A 15,393-nucleotide genomic window follows, 5' to 3' on the forward strand; every position below is an offset into this window, starting at 1 on the left:
CCACAGGGATAGCTTGGTCCACTTCGAACCAAGAGGTTCGATTACCCAAGAATCCCCCACTTCAAGCAAGGCTAAGCGGTGGGAGTGTTCAAACTAATTAAGCCAGATTATATTGAAGGAGCTGCCGAATCGGATATGAACAAAAAAGAAGTCGCCAATATACGCAAGCAATTTAAGCTGGATCACGATTTAATGAATATTTACGATATTCTCAATGTCTATATTACGAAGGAAACGAATGAAATCTATCACTGGGAGCGCCTGCCGTTCGAGCTGGTGGACCGGGAGAAGCAAGAGTTATACATGGGAAATTTCAAAAAACTGCTGACCGGCGAGCTGGATCAAAAATTGTTCGAATTGAGGTTCCAGGAAGCAGCGGAGGAACCGGCGCAGGTCATGCTTCACCAAGCGCTCGTGTCGGGTGATCCGGAAGAATGGCAGGACTTGATGCTGATGCTGGTGGATCGAATGCTGAAGGATGCCCAATATGAGCGGGATATGGTGGTCACGTTCGTTCGGGGACAGTATTATTTGCCGACCAAGGCGAGAAACGATGAAGCGGAAGAGAGCGAGAAGAACGAGGTGTTCGCCCATCCGTTCATTCTATGCAGCGTGAATTCTACGGAGAAACAACGGAAAACGCTCTTGTTCGATTATGTGGAGCGGGAGTTTAAGTACAATGTCATCGTGGATCCGATTATCAAGTTAAGCGCGCCTGAGCAAGGATTCCTGTACCCTAGCGTGACGGACAATTATTCCGATGTGAATCGTATTTTGTATTGTACGGGAAAATCGAATTTTCCGGATCCGCATTTTGTCGAGCAGGTCTTGAACGGAGAACGATCCGTGACGGCACTTGAAGAGCGGGCGATCTTCGAGGATATCGTAAAGGAAGTGGCCGGCGAACAGCTCGATTCAGCCACCATTGCCCAGGTGTACGAGGAAATCAACCGGGTGATCGAAATGAACGAAGAGACGAAGGAGGAAGAACCTCCGAAGCTGGATTATAAAGATCTGGAGCGCGTACTGAACGCAAGCGGCGTAGAGGACGTGACGACCGAGAAGGTGGAGCGGGCATTCGAAACCATCGTGGACAACAAGAACTATGAGATGAAAGCAACCAGCGTCATGCCGAAGTATACTACCAAATCCATCAAGATCGAAACCAAGGTAGCTACGATTTCGGTGAGCCCGCAGGATTTAAGGTATGTCAAACAGGTGAATTTCCAAGGTAAACGCAACATCATGATTGAAGTCGACGAAGATGTCGCGATTGAAGGATTTACGCTGGCTTCAGAAACGCTTTTAAGTTAAATCAGTTCCATTTTAGACAAGATCAGGTATCGTACGCAGGAACAGACCGCTATCCCACAGTTGGATGGCGGTCTTTTTGTTTTTCTTCCTTTTGGAAAATTGCGTCCGGAGTCAGTCATCGCATTCCCTTTGCAGTCGCTAAAGCGAAATCCTTCCTGAGGCTGATGATGGAATACATCGCGTGTCGGGTGTCTCTTGTACTGTAAGGTGTAATGATGAGATTAAACGCATCAAGGCCAACTGAAAATCCAATACGGGGAGATGTACGAAGTGACAACGTTAATCGAATTCAAAAAGGTAACCAAGGCCTATCCAATCGGCGAAGTGACGATTCAAGCTCTTGCGGGAGTTGACTTCTCCATATTAGAGGGGGAATTCGTCGTGATCCTAGGGGCTAGCGGGGCAGGGAAAAGCACGATTTTGAACATTCTCGGCGGGATGGATACGGCAACCTCGGGACAAGTGTTTGTTGGAGACCAAGAGATTACGGGATGGAGCGAGAAGAGATTAACCGAATACCGCGGCGAGCAGGTTGGCTTCGTATTTCAATTCTATAACCTGATTCCGAATTTGAATGCGCTGGAGAACGTGGAATTTGCGACAGAGGTATGTAAGGACCATCTGGATGCACGAGATATTTTACATAAGGTTGGACTAACGGATCGTTTGAAGAACTTCCCTTCCCAGCTCTCTGGCGGCGAACAGCAAAGAGTTGCGATCGCAAGAGCGGTTGCCAAGAATCCCGCGCTTCTCCTCTGCGACGAACCCACCGGTGCTCTGGATTATGTGACAGGAAAGTCGGTCTTAAAGCTTCTTCAAGATTTGAACCAGGAAACGAAGACATGCGTCGTGCTGGTCACCCATAACTCGGCCATCGCGCCGATGGCGGATAAAGTGATCCGCGTCAAGAGCGGGAAGATCGAGAGCATCACGATCAATGAGCACAAACAAAGCGTTGAAGGGATCGAGTGGTGATGAAGATTTTAGCGTTAAAATTATTAAGGGACATGAAACAGTCGGTGGGACAATTCATAGCCATAGTTTTGGTCATCGCGGTGGGAGCTTTTTTCTACACGGGGCTGGTCACCTTGAGCGACAATCTTAGCGGCTATACGAAGGGGTATTTTCAAGAACATAATCTAAGCGACTTGAACGTCTATTACAGTCAAATTTCCGCAGAGGATGTGGCGGATTTACGAAGCATTGATGGCATTCAACATATCGAAGGGCGTTATACCGTCCAGGCCGAACAGGCTTTTGAGGATGATAAGGCTTCATTAACGGTGCATTCGATCCCCGTACCTAATACAATCAACACGTCCAGGATGATGGAGGGCAGGATGCCAGCAGGGCCGAATGAGATCCTGTTGGACTCCCACTATGCCGAAGCGCATCATTACCGTGTTGGTAATTCCATCCTCCTCCGTGTGAATGACAAGGACATGACGTTCACGATCAGCGGCTTGAATGAGAATGTCGAGCATGCCAAGAAGAACGAAACCCAGGACCACCAAGCTTATGGAATCGCTTATATCCCCGAAGAGACCATTCCTGAAATCGCTGGCGGCATGTTCTACAATGAGATCCTGATTGATGCCAAGGACGGTTACGACATGGACCAGTTAGGCCAGGCCATTGAACAGCGGTTATGTCTATTCCATCATCATCCAGGCGCTTTCGAGTACGCACCAGCAAATTCCGGATCAATTAAACCTTGTGATTATGCTGGCATCGGTTGTGCTGGCGTTCATCCTGACCCTCCTCTCCAACCTCATGCTGCGGAAGAAAGTGACGCGGATTCATATGATCGAGTCGTTGAAGGGTGTGGAGTGAAATGGATGCCCGCAAGCACCGAGTACTCCAGGCCGCTAAAATATCGGTTGTTAGATATAAAATGAGGGTATTGCGAGTGACACCATGACATAAGAAAGCGCCACGCCTTTTTCATGAGACGTGGCGCTTTTATAAATCTAGCGGCGATGCGTTGACATCCCTAATAATCATCGCTTTAGTAGATATAACTACTTGGGGTGTAGTCGCATGTCTAACAGCAAAGAGAACTTATGAGGAATTAACCATCAACTACACTCATTTGCGCATATCCGGTTGTACTGTACGTACTCGCACGAGCCCCATAGGCCGTGTTACGAACCGGGTTAGTAAGATATATTTTACCACCTTGTCTAACGTTATTTACATAACCCAGGTCCGCACCAGTGTCAATGTTTGTGAACCCACCATTATAGCTTGTCCCTGGTAAAGAGTCGGCTGTCATTGTAACTCTTTTGGCGCTGCTATAAAAGGTGTAGAACGGCAGTGTCGCTGAAGAATCGGATGGCTCAAATAGGTAGACAAACCCTACATAATTCGCGGCAAGGATCTGAAAATCATAAGCCTTAAGATTAGCTAACTGTTGTTTGCGCACGTCCTCTTTCAATCTAGGCACGTCCCAGTCCGGGAACAGGTCCGAAAATTCAGGAAGTTCTTCAATGGTTCCATCCGGCAGCTCATACGCAACCTGGCCATCAACGGTCCAAGAAGTGCTGTAAATGATAGAATTCCTTGCCTCCAAAATTTCGTCCTTCCATTCCTCAGGCGCCACGTCAAGGTTCTGATACGCGAGTTCTTCTTGTGACATGGAAGCTAAGTGGTCCTGTCGATCATTCGCCAGAGCAAGGCTTGGAGTGAGGAGAAGGAGAAGAGTCAGTACCGAAAAAAATAAGAGAGCGTTTTTTTTCATTGCGGATAACCTCCATTCTAAAACTGAAAATTTGGGTTTCAAAAAGTGTTGTATTATCAAGTGAAGTATCATGCTGTCCACGTGAAGATGTACGTTAATTATCCAACGGAATCACCTCCAGTTCATGAAGTGTTACATTGTTGGGGCTTTCATTACATATATGTTCTACGGTATCGGTCTGGGGACAAGTTTCTTCATTTATTCAAGAGCATTTTTTTGGTGATCCAGATTTTATCTGGTTTGTTTAGGTTTGACATGCATATAAGACAAATGTAGAATATTAGGTAGACAATTGTCTTAAAGGAGTTGATTCATAAAACAATGAAAAAGCTGCCTGATGCGGAGTTTGACATTATGAAAGTGGTTTGGGCTAATGATCCGCCTGTAACGACCCATATTATTATGCAACAGCTTGGAAACGAAAGGGGATGGAAAGCGCAGACGGTCATTTCCCTAATGTTACGGCTGATGGAACGAGGTTTCATTCGAACTGAGAAAAAAGGAAGAGAGCGCATGTATTTTCCACTTATCACCAAGGAGGACTACCTGAAATTTGAAACAGGTGACTTTATGGAGCGTTTTCATTCGAACTCCTTCTTCAGCCTGGTTGCTACGCTGTATTCCGGTAATAAAGTAAAGGACAGCGACCTAGACCAACTGGAAAAGTGGCTGAAAGAAAAGAGGGAGTGATATGCAGGGATTGTTAGTAACCCTGATTCAATGCTCTGTTTCGATGACGTTGATAACGCTTGTATATGCGGCAATACAGCCTCTTTTATCAAAACGATATGCCGCAAAGTGGATGTATGGGATGTGGCTCCTGATTGCGGCAGGCTGGATAATCCCTTTTCGTCCACAGATCGATCAGTTAAATTTCCATGTGTCCATCCCGGGAAATCCTGTTGTCCAATCAAAGCTGTTCATGGACGTAAGCGATATGGGGAACACTCAGGCCACAGTCTTGTTGTGGGTGCTTGCAGCAGTTTGGGGATGTGGTGTTGTAAGCGTCGTATTGTATCATGCTCTGAGGCATGGTCGCTTCATAAAGAGGGTACGCCGATGGAGTGAGCCTGTTATCGATGTGAAGGTTTTGGGGATTTTGGACCGTGTAAGATCGGAACTGAGGATTACCAAACCTATAGGGTTGAGCATGTGTGAGAGTATTACAAACCCAATGCTCGTTGGCTTTTTCAGACCTGTCATTTTACTTCCGCCTATGAAACTGTCAGATGATGCATTGTCACTTATTCTAAGGCATGAGTTGATTCATTACAAACGGCACGACCTTTGGTATAAGGCCATGATTCTGACGGCAACCGCGTTACATTGGTTTAACCCGTTGGTCTATCTAATGGCAAAAGCGGCTGCGAAACAATGTGAAATTTCCTGTGATGCATTGGTTTTACAGAATGCAGATCATCAACGCCGAGTGCAATATGGGGAAACCATTATTGCCGTTGTCAGGAATGGGGCGAAGCTCCGAACCGCATTATCAACTAATTTTTATGGAGGAAAAAAAGACTTGAAAAATCGGATATCTCTCATTATGGACCAAAAAGGGAAGAAGTCGGGCATTTTACTCTTTTGTTTGGCGCTGGTGGGGATTCTATGGACCGGCTCCGCGCTGACCGATGAAGCTAATGCAGATGACCCGCAAACATCTATTGCTATTGAGACTGTTACTTGGTCTTATGACAGCGATAGCCATATGGATAACGAAGTAACCCGCCTCAAAGAATCGCTGCGCCGCTACGCAAATAATTTAAACTCAAGTCATAAATAAAGAGAAGGCAACTTTGTTGAACTGACTACCGTAAAATAAACCGTCATTTAAAACCATCTTCAGCAACCTGAGTCCAGTTTCGTTCGGACTTAGGTTGCTTTCATTTTTTCAGGATATTGTGTGGAAGGATTATACTATCCCGCACCACTATAGCAGAGTCAATTCCCTGCTCTTTCGCCACCGCTTAATTTCTCATCCTGCCTTTCTTGATATCCTCAGCCCTTTTTTCGAATTTTGAAGAAATTGTTAAATCGCCCCTTTTAATCCGCTTATCGATTAAACTATAAATACCAAATATTATGAAATTATATAAAATAATCCCTGAATTGGAGAATTGGTATGCGGGGAAGGTGGTGAGAGGGTGGTTCTAAATGATGACCAACGACGTGTTATTAAAGCATTATATTTGGAAATGTATTTTTTATTGTTTTCATATGCACAAAACATGTTGAGCGACCGTTCACTAGCTGAAGAAGCCGTTCAGGACACATTTAGAATTGCGTGTGCTAAAGCCGACAAACTCTTATGTAGTCCCAATCCGAAAGGTTGGCTGTTAAATACGCTAAAGTATGTTATTAAAAACAAAGTTCGCAGTTGGGCGTACCACGGAAATTCCTTGGAGTTAGATGAAAATATAATCCCTGGGAATTGTGATGTACTCGATATTGATTTTATGTACTCTGACCTAACCAATAGTGAGGACTATAAATTGATCAAGAAGATTGCTCTTGATAAGTGCTCGATGTTGGAGGCGGCTAAAGAAATTGGGATTTCTGTAGAGGCTTGTAAAAAACGAGTTCAACGAGCGAAGAAGAAATTGAAAAAGGCTTTAAAAATAATGGTTTAAACAGCTACCAGCATAGAAAGAAAGTGCCCTGTGCTTTGAATCCAAAGGAATAACGGATCAGTATCGTATATCAAAGTGTACGGGCTGCAGCACCTTGATCTATAATAGGGGACGTGCATGCAATGGCAAAATTCAATCGCGAATGGAATAGGAGAACAGAATGAACAAACAAAAAATGGCCGTTATCGGCTTAGGGCATATGGGCCGGCATATGATTCACCGCTTACTGCCCCAATATACGGAGAAGATCGAGTTGGTCGCCATTTGCGACAGTGATGAATCCAGTTTGCATCGTGAAGCTGCGGAAGCTGGGATTCGCCCAAGGCTGTACACCGACTATCGCCAGCTGCTGGATGAGGTGACGCTTGACCTGGTGTATATCGCGGTTCCGCCGTCCCTGCATTATGACGTGGCCCGGATCGCATTTGAAAAAGGCGTCCACGTTTTCTGCGAGAAGCCGCTGGCCAATAGCTTGACCGAAGCCCGGAGTCTGGTGGAACTGGCCGAGAAGGCCGATGTGCTCCATGCGGTTCATTTCTCGCTTCCGCTCGACCCGGCTGTTCTGAAGCTGAGGGGATTGCTTGAGCAGCAGGCGATCGGCCGGATCCAAAGCATGGATCTGTACCTGGAGTTTCCGCAGTGGCCGAGGGCCTGGCAGCAGAATCCATGGATTACGTCAAGGCAGCAGGGCGGATACCTGCTGGAGGTCGGCATTCACTGGATCCAGTTGATCCAGCAGGTGTTCGGTCCGATTACGCATGTGAAGAGCGAGATCGAGTTTCCACCGGATTCGAATCAGTCCGAAAGCCGTGTCCAGGCCGTACTCAGATTACATAATGATATCGAGATTCGCCTGTCGGGAACCGACCAACGGGAAGGGGAGGAGCGTGTCTCCCTGGTGGTCCACGGTGAAGAAGGCACCTTGGCATTGGAGAACTGGTGCAATCTGTACCGAAGCAGCAAGCATGCCGATCTGCAGCCTGTATCTGTAGATGATGTCGTCAGTCCGCTGCCAATCCTGAAGCAAATCATTCAGATTCTAAACGGAGAGTCCGGTCTCATCTATGATTTCCATGACGGGTATAACGCGCAGGTTGTTTTGGAAGCCCTGCGTAAGCCGAGCGAGGGGTTTGTGGATGTAAGACCTCAATTGATGGGGGACCAAACGGAAGGGTTTATTGTAACGACCTGATGGGTGAATGTTCTGTCATAACAAGGACGCTAGCTTAGAAGGCATCTCTCTGGTGAGGCTGTTCAATGCGGCTAGCGAGTTTGTGGGTTTCGCTATCTTGAAGCAAGGTTCATGACGAGGTTTCCGCATAGGGTGCATGTGGAAATTATGGCGAGTTGGTAAGAGTATGCAGGTTTAAATTACATCCCGTTGAGGTGATCCATGGTGTTCGTGCAACTTAGCAGTTTCATCACGCTCGGCCTGTAGAGGATGACATAACCCTCTTGGCTCCTTTGCAGGCTGGGCCTTTTCCCAAGGGGCGTGATGGAATGAAAAGCAAAGGCAGCAATCGTACTCGTTCGTATTACCGTCATCATCGACGGAGAGTGATCCAGCGTAAGAGCAGGCTTGCTAAACAGCTTGGTTGGCATGCCAAGTTTACAGGTGAGTTTGCTAAGGGGAAGATTCATTGCTCTTGTTATTATTGCAGAATGAAATCGAGAGAAATCGGATGGCCGAAGTCTGATCTTGTAAAACTTGCCCGTATGAATGAGTTTAGTAGTTTGGAGTAGAGTGTTAGGTTGAATGTGGGAAAGGCCGTAGATGGTAATGTCTACGGTCTTTTGTTTTGCTCAACATGTTCAATAAAAAAACGGCAGGGTATACCCTGCCGCTTGCTCTACTTAAGATCCTCTAGAATGTATGTGAAAACATCGTCTACAAGCTTCACGATACTGCGTATTTCTTTGTCGAACGTTGAGCTGGTGATTGTTCCTTTATTATAAGAGTCGACGTTCAGCTTGACTCCGGAAGTTTTGGCTAAAGAAATTTCTTTAACTTGTCCATTGAGTTCTTTTTTCGTTTCAGCTGTTTCCTTATTGCAGACTTTCTTTGCTTCACTAAGACTTTTCTTAGCCTTATCAAGTGTTGCCTTCATCTGACTCAGTTCCGTTTTGCTGGCTTTGGACTTCTTAAGGTTGTTGTACTTGGATGTCAGCTGCTTGGATTGATTCGTGAGGGTGGTTACATCGGAGCACACAGGAGCTTTATAAGTCTGTATAGCAGACTTAACTTCCTTTAACCTCTTGCTGTAATCCTCAAAGTAGATCTTATTAACCTCGGAGATCGACATTTTCATGGAGGGTGGAGCGGCATACGCCTGTGACGGGAGAATTAAGATAGCGAGCATCAACAAAAGGGCTAAAGTCTTCTTCATTTATGTATGAACACCTCTCTATAAGTATTAACATTATCATAACTTAATTTGGGTCCTAATCAATAGATAGAGAAAAGGATTTTCACAGGTTCCCACAGAATAACATGAAGCTGCACACATTTTTTGAGATTTGAAGGGGATTTGAAATGAAGACGAAATTAATCATGGTTGAGGGCCTGCCGGGGTTCGGCAAATCGACGACGTCGCGTATGCTGCATGATATTCTTTCCGAGCACAACATTGAGGCCCGGCTGGTGATGGAGGGGGATACAGACCACCCGGCGGATTATGAGGGAACCGCGTGTCTGACGGAAGAGGAATTCGGGCAGTTGCTGGAAGTCGCAAGCCCTTTTAAAGAAATATGGATCGAACGGGCTGTCCAAAAAGGCAGCTGGAACCTCTTGCCCTACCAGAAGCTGAAGAACGAATATGGCGCTTCTTTTCCGGATGATCTATATCATTCGTTGGCTAAGAAGGATATTTACGAGCTCCCGCTGGACCTCAACCGGTGGCTCATCACCGATCGGTGGGGGGCATTTGCGGATCAGGCGCTGCATGAGCCTACCGTCGCGATTTTTGAGTGCTGTTTCATTCAGAATCCGGTGACCGTCGGCATGGTGAAGCATGATGCGCCGGAAGATCAAGTGACGGACTACGTGCTGGGGCTGGAAAAAGCGGTCCTTCCGCTAAATCCCCTCCTGTTCTACATTGAGCAGAACGACCTGGAATACGCATTCCGCAAGGCCATCCGGGAACGCCCGGAAGCATGGTCCACAGGATTCGCCCATTACTACACTGGACAGGGGTACGGCAAACATCACGGTCTGGAAGGCATCGAAGGGACTCTGCAAGTATTGGAAGCCCGGCGCGAGTTGGAGCACAGGATCTTGGACAAGCTCGAACTGAACAAGGAGTTAATCAATAACTCCCTTTATGACCAAGAGACGTACAGAACCATGCTAATGGACAAGCTGAAGCGGCATGGGATCATCCCATAATATTTTTCATAGATAAGGAAGGACGGTTTAATGAAGCGATTACTCATGTTCATGATGCTTTACATGACGGCTCTATTGGTAGGCTGCGAGAAGGAACCCGGTTGGGAGACGATGCAGCTACTTGATGAAAAGGTTGCCGAGATTCGGATTTCAACGTTCGAGACATGGGACGAGATGAATGGGGATACACTGTTGTCCTTTAAGGAAGCGAAAGATGTAAGAGCGTTTGAGGAAGCGATCCGTACCGCCCGCAAGCAGCCGGAAGATGCCAAACGAACGGACCCGGATTACGACGTGATGGTCGTCTATGCCCAGCCATCTCCGATCCATGCCATCAAGCTGTGGTTGGGGGAAGAGGGTCAGGAAAGTGTGTTCAGCTACGGGTTCAAGGAATGGGGAGAAGATGTATATGTGGTTTCCGCCAAACATACCGATCGGATGAGAGAGCTTATTTTGCCAGAGGGGCGTTAAAGCCCTTATCGAGCCCCTCTCTTTGACCAAACGCCGAATGCCTCATATCCCATAAAATAACGATTTGGATGTATAAAATCAGTCGATTGGGAGATGAATGATATCATCATTCAGGAGGCGATGAAGTGAAAAAGTTGACCAACAAGTTAAAATATATGGCTGGAGCGTTTCTGGCCGGAGCCCTGCTGATTATAGGGATTATGTTCGCTGCTGCGAATCCCGAAGGGACCTTAGGTACGATTCAACACGCGATGTCTAAAATAAGCCACTTCGTTAACGGCAAGGACAACGCCACCGCTGACGGCCCATCTGAGAAACAAGGGACGGCGACCTCGGATTCTAAGATTCCTACCGACAGCAGCGATGCGCCAGCTCGCATGGTTTCAGATCCGGTTAACCAACCCGTGTACTGGGGCGAGGCTTCCAGAAAAGAATCCTTGGGGCAGCCTGTAGTCAAGCTGTACAATGCGGCGGGCAAGCCGGTTGGTTCCGCTACCTTGGAGCAGATCCATGACGGGGTGAAGGTGAAGATTTCCGCATCCGGCCTCACTCCAGGCAAGCATGGGTTCCATGTGCATGAGAATGCGATTCAGGGAACGGATTTCAAATCTGCCGGAGGGCATTTTAATCCGACCCACAAGCATCATGGCCTGGAGAATCCGCAAGGAAGCCATGTCGGCGACATGCCGAACCTGGTCGTGGGCGCAGACGGCACCGTGGAAGCGGAGACGATCATTCAGCATGGCACGCTGGAAAAGAACCAGCCGAACTCGGTGCTGGGGCGCTCGCTGATCATTCATGCCGGCGAGGATGACAATGTTATCGACCCGGCGGGCAATTCCGGCGACCGTGTGGTGGGCGGGAATATACCCGAGTAATCTGGCAAGTTGATAGTGCATCCGTTTGCAGCATATGAGATTCAGTGAAAAACGCATCTCCACGGAGAGGTGCGTTTTTTTGTTAAGTTATGCTGGTTCAAGTGCACCTGGAGAATTAACGCCGCAAGATAAAATTGAATTACTTGCTTCGACGCGGTGGGGTTCTTGGTCGTATTCGTTTCTGACGACACATTCTGAAAATATTGAATGATTTTGAGCAATTGTCTCATGTAGTTCCCGGCGGCTCTCCTTCTATACTTAAGGTACGGAAAAGGAGAGTGAATTCATGGAACGAGCAACATCTTTAGCATCCGAAACACCTGTTCGCAAAAAGCCATTTCGCAAGCGCTGGGACTCTCCCCTTGCAGGTTATCTGTTTATTTCCCCTTGGCTGATCGGATTTCTGGCGTTGACAGCCTATCCGATGCTATTGTCCCTGTACTATTCCTTCACAAATTACACCCTCATGAAGCCGATCGAGTGGGTCGGCTTAGACAATTACGAGCGCATCATTACGGCGGACGACAAATTTGCCCAATCACTCAAGCTCACGTTTTATTATGTACTCGCCTCGGTGCCGCTGAAGCTAATTGCCGCGCTGATGGTTGCTCTCCTGCTAAAAAAGGCCGTGCGCGGGATATCCGTCTATCGAACGGCCATTTATTTCCCTTCCTTGATCGGGGCGAGCATCGCGGTTTCCCTGCTATGGAAAAATATTTTCGGCGTGGACGGCTTCTTCAACCAAGTGCTTGGATTCTTCGGAATTCCCGGAACGGGCTGGGTCACGAACCCGGATACCGCATTATGGTCTCTCATTGGCTTGTCGGTATGGCAATTCGGTTCATCGATGGTGATTTTCCTCGCGGGCCTGAAGCAGATTCCGAATGATCTATATGAAGCCTCCGCGGTGGATGGCGCGGGCAAGCTAAAGCAATTTTTCAAAATCACGCTTCCGATGCTGTCACCCACGTTATTTTTCAATCTCATCATGGGGGTCATTAACTCCTTCCAGATGTTTACGCCTGCTTACGTTATCACCGGCGGCGGGCCGATGAACTCTACCTATGTCTATGCGTTATACCTGTATGAACGGGCATTCAGCCGTTATCAGTTGGGTTATTCTTCTTCCTTGGCCTGGATCATGCTGATCTTGATTGTGGCTGCCGCCGTGATCATTAACCTGACTTCGAAATACTGGGTATTCTACGAATCCGAGAGCCAAGGAGGGAAAGGAAAATGACCAGACGCAAATGGAACCCCGTGATCCGCCATTCGGTCCTCATTATGTTCAGCTTGATTATGGTTTATCCGGTCATTTGGTGGATTGGCGCTTCGCTGAAAACGAATCAGGAGCTCAGTTCCCCATCCATCTTCCCGTCCGTGCCGCAATGGTCCAATTACATCAACGGATGGAATTCCGTTCCGGGGTTCACCTTTACCGACTTCTATTTGAATACGTTCTATTTAATTACTGCGGTGATCATTGTGACGGTGATTTCCTGTACGCTGGTTGCCTTCGGATTTGCAAGGCTGGACTTTCCGCTTCGAGGCTTCTGGTTTTCGCTGCTCATGCTTACGCTGATGCTGCCGGGCCAAGTGCTCATCATTCCGCAATATGCGATGTTCCACCAATTTGGTTGGGTCAACACCTACCTGCCGTTTATCGTGCCCCATGCATTAGCGGGAGGAGCGGGAGGAACCTTCTTCGTCTTCCTGCTCGTTCAATTCATACGCGGGATCCCGCGGGAGCTGGATGAATCGGCCAAGATCGACGGATGCAGCTGGTTCGGGATTTATTGGAGAATTGTGATGCCCTTGATGAAGCCTTCCATCGTGACGGTCATTATCTTCTGCTTCCTATGGAACTGGGATGATTTCCTTGGCCATCTCCTGTACATTAATTCCGTCGACAAATATACGGTTGGCTTGGCTTTACGGATGATTAACGATTCGCAAGGCGGCGCGGAATGGGGACAATTGCTGGCGATGTCTCTCGTATCCATTCTACCGGCTACATTGCTGTTTATCTTTGCCCAGAAATACTTTGTGGAGGGTGTAGCTACCACAGGACTAAAAGGGTAGTAGCTAGCTCTACCGTTATATTATAAAATGAGGAAACATTGAGGCAGCGGTACGCCGCACAGCTTCAATGTTTTTTTCTGATAGGAATGTAAAGCATGGAGGATGAGAATTATGATCAATCCCTTCAAAAGATACCGGATCGATTCCCTGTTTATTATTTGCTTTGCAGGGCTGATCACGATTGTGCTGGCGATCACGGTATGGACCAGTTATGTCATGACTTCGCGGGAATTGGCTGAAAACACGTCTTATTATCAAAAAAGACTGCTCGAGGAGCTGAACAACGAAATTACGGGCCGTCTGACGTCGATCGAGCAGATATCGCTGACCACGTCCAGGGACAATGATTTACTTACGTTTCTGTCGGGAAAAGAAGATGAGTTCAACCACTACAGGAGGTCCAAGGGCATACAAGAAGCGCTGGCTCATCTAACCTATTCGATTCCGCAAATTCAGGCCATCGATTTATATATGGAACAGCCGGAGTGGGGGGATCGGCAGAGCTATATTCAGTTCCATGGATTAACGGAGGCTGCGACAAAGCCATGGTATCCTTTGCTGCAGAACAATGACTTTTCCTGGTCAGAGGAGCATGATTTAACGACCTATAATGGGAACGTGCCTGTGCTCAGCTTTTCCCGCAAGGTGTACAACAACTCCCGGTACTTGGGCATTCTTGTCGTCCATGTGAAAGCCGATTGGATCCGCGGGATTCTCGAGGGATATTCCAAAGATTCCAACCGGATGCTGCTGGATCTGAACGGCAGGGAGCTGCTGAGCGTCGGGAAATCAATGAGGGATGCCGGATTGCAGGAGCAGGATTTGCGGTTCACGGACCAATCCGGTGTGTCACGGCTGCATACGCAGCATGGCGTCGAGTCACTGGTCGTCTATTCCAAAGTCGCCGACTCCAACTGGATGCTGGTGGAGATTACCCCGTGGGAGAGAATTACGTCAGGCAGCGTCAAGCTGGCTGGAGCCATTATTACCATCGGCATCGGAGCCCTATTGCTGGCGTTCTTGTTAACGCTATGGCTAAGCAGGCAATTGTTGAAGCCGATCGCCCAGTTAGTGAGAGCTATGAAGAATTACGATGTCGGTGGGAGACAAGCTGAGCTGGCCGGTGATTACACGAATGAATTCGGCATTCTGTTTGCAGGGTTTCGCAGACTGAATGAGAGAATCCAGGCTTTGTACGCATCCCTTGCGCAGCGTTACGAGCAGCAGCGGAAGGCGGAAATCGAAGCGCTCCAAGCCAATATTAATCCGCATTTTCTATATAACACCTTGGACCAGCTGAACTGGATGGCGATTGCGGAGGGACAGGAGAAGATGAGTCGCATTTTGGAGCTGATGGGCCGCATGTTCCGCATCGGATTATCGCATGGAGAAAGCTTTATTACGATTGAAGAAGAGCTGACTCACGTCGCATGCTATTTGGAAATCCAGCAGATCCGGTGGGAAGACGGTCTGGAATACGAGGTGCATGCCTCCCAGGAAATCCGCAACTTATTCATTCCCAAAATGACGCTCCAGCCTTTCGTCGAAAATTCAATCATTCATGGATTTAATTCAAGGCAAAACGGCCGAATTCATATTAAGGCAGAGGAAGAGGGCAGCCGGATCCGAATGACGATTATCGACGACGGAAGTGGGCTTGCTCCTCAGAACAAAGGGAGCCATCGCCGCAAAGGAGGTTACGGGATCCGGAATGTGAGAGAGCGGTTCTCGGCGTTCTTCAACGATGATTATGAGATCCTCGTTAAAGATGGAGAGAATGGAGGAGTGGTTGTATCGATCGCCTTTCCAAGGCTTGAGGAAGCACAGCGGTAAAGCATAATCAGACGATTTTATAATAAATTGTGCATCTCTCTTATACTCCAGTCATCTCGG

At 47.7% G+C, this 15,393-nt stretch carries 14 protein-coding genes and 1 pseudogene; 13 read left to right on the forward strand and 2 right to left on the reverse strand.

The window, feature by feature from the left end; genetic code table 11:
* The first annotated feature begins 135 nt into the window (after positions 1-135).
* The 3 genes and pseudogenes from P0X86_RS05675 to P0X86_RS05685 all read left to right on the forward strand — a co-directional run.
* A complete protein-coding gene (locus tag P0X86_RS05675) occupies positions 136-1,314 on the forward strand; it encodes a DUF4317 domain-containing protein (protein ID WP_192569651.1) in 1,179 nt (392 codons plus the stop codon).
* Positions 1,315-1,584: 270 nt separating this feature from the next.
* Complete coding sequence (locus tag P0X86_RS05680) at positions 1,585-2,289, forward strand: ABC transporter ATP-binding protein (RefSeq protein ID WP_096775026.1); 705 nt, start codon at positions 1,585-1,587, stop codon at positions 2,287-2,289.
* Positions 2,289-2,954, forward strand: a pseudogene (locus P0X86_RS05685) (ABC transporter permease); the annotation flags it as partial. The gene P0X86_RS05680 and the pseudogene P0X86_RS05685, both read left to right, overlap by 1 nt.
* A gap of 431 nt (positions 2,955-3,385) precedes the next feature.
* On the opposite strand, the gene P0X86_RS05690 reads toward P0X86_RS05685, so the two are convergent.
* Entirely contained in the window at positions 3,386-4,054 is a 669-nt protein-coding gene (locus P0X86_RS05690) for a hypothetical protein (RefSeq protein ID WP_277748034.1), read from the reverse strand.
* Positions 4,055-4,375: 321 nt separating this feature from the next.
* Between P0X86_RS05690 and P0X86_RS05695 the strand changes: the two genes are divergently transcribed.
* The 4 genes from P0X86_RS05695 (at position 4,376) to P0X86_RS05710 (ending at position 7,876) form a co-directional block, all read left to right on the forward strand.
* A complete protein-coding gene (locus tag P0X86_RS05695) occupies positions 4,376-4,744 on the forward strand; it encodes a BlaI/MecI/CopY family transcriptional regulator (protein WP_277748035.1) in 369 nt (122 codons plus the stop codon).
* A gap of 1 nt (position 4,745) precedes the next feature.
* The gene (locus tag P0X86_RS05700) at positions 4,746-5,837 is read left to right on the forward strand and encodes a M56 family metallopeptidase (RefSeq protein ID WP_277748036.1); all 1,092 of its coding nucleotides are present in this window, start codon (positions 4,746-4,748) and stop codon (positions 5,835-5,837) included.
* Positions 5,838-6,198: 361 nt separating this feature from the next.
* Entirely contained in the window at positions 6,199-6,684 is a 486-nt protein-coding gene (locus P0X86_RS05705; protein ID WP_277748037.1) for an RNA polymerase sigma factor, read from the forward strand.
* Positions 6,685-6,844: 160 nt separating this feature from the next.
* Positions 6,845-7,876 (forward strand): Gfo/Idh/MocA family protein, encoded by a 1,032-nt coding sequence (locus P0X86_RS05710; RefSeq protein ID WP_277748038.1) that lies wholly within the window; start codon positions 6,845-6,847, stop codon positions 7,874-7,876.
* Between the two features lie 658 nt (positions 7,877-8,534).
* Here the strand turns inward: P0X86_RS05710 and P0X86_RS05715 are convergent.
* Positions 8,535-9,071, reverse strand: coding sequence for a hypothetical protein (locus P0X86_RS05715; RefSeq protein ID WP_277748039.1), 537 nt, complete (start codon positions 9,069-9,071; stop codon positions 8,535-8,537).
* Positions 9,072-9,217: 146 nt separating this feature from the next.
* Between P0X86_RS05715 and P0X86_RS05720 the strand changes: the two genes are divergently transcribed.
* From P0X86_RS05720 to P0X86_RS05745, 6 genes are all read left to right on the forward strand, one after another.
* Positions 9,218-10,069: a P-loop NTPase family protein gene (locus tag P0X86_RS05720; RefSeq protein WP_277748040.1), complete on the forward strand. Its 852-nt coding sequence runs from the start codon at positions 9,218-9,220 to the stop codon at positions 10,067-10,069.
* 30 nt (positions 10,070-10,099) lie between these two features.
* Positions 10,100-10,540: a YhfM domain-containing protein gene (locus P0X86_RS05725; RefSeq protein WP_277748041.1), complete on the forward strand. Its 441-nt coding sequence runs from the start codon at positions 10,100-10,102 to the stop codon at positions 10,538-10,540.
* Between the two features lie 125 nt (positions 10,541-10,665).
* The gene (locus P0X86_RS05730) at positions 10,666-11,418 is read left to right on the forward strand and encodes a superoxide dismutase family protein (RefSeq protein ID WP_277748042.1); all 753 of its coding nucleotides are present in this window, start codon (positions 10,666-10,668) and stop codon (positions 11,416-11,418) included.
* Positions 11,419-11,704: 286 nt separating this feature from the next.
* Positions 11,705-12,658, forward strand: a complete 954-nt coding sequence (locus P0X86_RS05735; protein ID WP_277748043.1) for a carbohydrate ABC transporter permease — start codon at positions 11,705-11,707, stop codon at positions 12,656-12,658.
* Entirely contained in the window at positions 12,655-13,500 is an 846-nt protein-coding gene (locus P0X86_RS05740) for a carbohydrate ABC transporter permease (RefSeq protein ID WP_036661820.1), read from the forward strand. The genes P0X86_RS05735 and P0X86_RS05740 overlap by 4 nt, the downstream gene beginning before the upstream one ends.
* 111 nt (positions 13,501-13,611) lie before the next feature.
* Positions 13,612-15,333, forward strand: a complete 1,722-nt coding sequence (locus P0X86_RS05745) for a cache domain-containing sensor histidine kinase (RefSeq protein WP_277748044.1) — start codon at positions 13,612-13,614, stop codon at positions 15,331-15,333.
* Positions 15,334-15,393 lie beyond the last annotated feature (60 nt).

It is taken from the genome of Paenibacillus sp. BR1-192 (assembly GCF_029542445.1).
Classification (GTDB): domain Bacteria; phylum Bacillota; class Bacilli; order Paenibacillales; family Paenibacillaceae; genus Paenibacillus_AQ; species Paenibacillus_AQ lautus_A.

Coding starts and splice junctions, on each gene's coding strand:
- P0X86_RS05675 (WP_192569651.1), top strand. CDS start 136: ATGAACAAAAAAGAAGTCGCCAATATACGCAAGCAATTTAAGCTGGAT.
- P0X86_RS05690 (WP_277748034.1), bottom strand. CDS start 4,054: ATGAAAAAAAACGCTCTCTTATTTTTTTCGGTACTGACTCTTCTCCTT.
- P0X86_RS05695 (WP_277748035.1), top strand. CDS start 4,376: ATGAAAAAGCTGCCTGATGCGGAGTTTGACATTATGAAAGTGGTTTGG.
- P0X86_RS05700 (WP_277748036.1), top strand. CDS start 4,746: ATGCAGGGATTGTTAGTAACCCTGATTCAATGCTCTGTTTCGATGACG.
- P0X86_RS05710 (WP_277748038.1), top strand. CDS start 6,845: ATGAACAAACAAAAAATGGCCGTTATCGGCTTAGGGCATATGGGCCGG.
- P0X86_RS05715 (WP_277748039.1), bottom strand. CDS start 9,071: ATGAAGAAGACTTTAGCCCTTTTGTTGATGCTCGCTATCTTAATTCTC.
- P0X86_RS05720 (WP_277748040.1), top strand. CDS start 9,218: ATGAAGACGAAATTAATCATGGTTGAGGGCCTGCCGGGGTTCGGCAAA.
- P0X86_RS05725 (WP_277748041.1), top strand. CDS start 10,100: ATGAAGCGATTACTCATGTTCATGATGCTTTACATGACGGCTCTATTG.
- P0X86_RS05735 (WP_277748043.1), top strand. CDS start 11,705: ATGGAACGAGCAACATCTTTAGCATCCGAAACACCTGTTCGCAAAAAG.
- P0X86_RS05740 (WP_036661820.1), top strand. CDS start 12,655: ATGACCAGACGCAAATGGAACCCCGTGATCCGCCATTCGGTCCTCATT.
- P0X86_RS05745 (WP_277748044.1), top strand. CDS start 13,612: ATGATCAATCCCTTCAAAAGATACCGGATCGATTCCCTGTTTATTATT.